Genomic DNA, 1,036 nt, shown 5'->3' with positions numbered 1-1,036 from the left:
GGCGCCCTCACTTCGTGCACTGGCAATCAGCTTACGGGCAATGTCGCGCACCGCCTCGTCGTCCTTGCTTTCGTCCTTCGCCGGGTCTCCCAGATGGTCGAGGCTGCTTTCGATATGATCGAGCAGGCCAGGATGCTTAGCCTCGACGTATTCGGCCAGCTTGAACAGGACGTGCTCCATCGCGATTTCGCGGCGGCGGGCTTGGACGGCGGTCTCGTCGGTCATCGGTGTCTCCATTGTACGGGATAACTGAACGCGTGGCGCCGGCATCGGCACCAATGCGACGCGGCATCGCTACAAAGTGACCCGGCAATACCTATCTTTGCGGTCTTCCATGACCGCATCAGCCCCGCTCATCCTCGCGTTCGGCGACAGCCTGGTCGCCGGTTACGGTCTAGCCACCGCCGACGGCTTTGCCGCTCAACTGGAGCATTTTCTGAGCGCCGCACATCCCGGCGCACGGGTGATCAACGCGGGTGTCGCTGGAAACACCACCGCCGACGCGTTGCGGAGGCTACCCCGCGTGCTCGCGCGCCTGCAAGTCCGTCCCGACCTAGCGATCATCCAGCTCGGACCCAACGACGTGCTCCGAGAGGTGCCGCCGTCGTCCACGCTGGCGAACCTTGAGGCGATCCTCGTCGAGTTTGGCCGCTGCGGCGTCCCGGTGCTGCTCACAACCGTCGTGCCTCCGCCGCTGCTCGCGAAGAGGGCAGGCCCTTACGCAGACATTCAGCAAGCTCTGGCCAAGCTCCATGGTGCAACGACTTGGCCGTTCTTTCCCGCCGGTGTGCTGGGTCATCAAGACATGGTACTTGCCGACCGGGTGCATCCGAACGGCAAGGCAATCGCTGCTGTGGTCGAGGCGATGCTGCCTGCGATCAAAGGTATTTTGAACGTAGAGCTGACGCGGTGACACTGGCGAGAACAGCGGAACCTTGCCGCTGATAAAGCAGCCAATCTGAAACGGGATCAGATTGTGAACGAACCGCGGGTTCCGGGAAGTGGACGGGGCAGCCCCAATGGCGACTTCTGGGTC

The 1,036-nt window shown here is 62.8% G+C and carries 2 protein-coding genes; one reads left to right on the top strand and one right to left on the bottom strand.

Translation table 11 applies throughout. From position 1 onward, the window contains the following. Positions 1-225 (bottom strand): hypothetical protein (locus OXR00_RS19570; RefSeq protein ID WP_267389904.1); only part of this gene is annotated, 225 nt, incomplete at its 3' end. Between the two features lie 109 nt (positions 226-334). Between OXR00_RS19570 and OXR00_RS19565 the strand changes: the two genes are divergently transcribed. Beyond that, positions 335-913 (top strand): GDSL-type esterase/lipase family protein, encoded by a 579-nt coding sequence (locus tag OXR00_RS19565; RefSeq protein WP_267389902.1) that lies wholly within the window; start codon positions 335-337, stop codon positions 911-913. Positions 914-1,036 lie beyond the last annotated feature (123 nt).

It is taken from the genome of Sphingomonas sp. GC_Shp_3, from assembly GCF_026540945.1.
Lineage (GTDB): Bacteria > Pseudomonadota > Alphaproteobacteria > Sphingomonadales > Sphingomonadaceae > Sphingomonas.
Note: the sequence above shows the minus strand (reverse complement) of the source record. Positions and strands in the feature narration are given on the sequence as shown.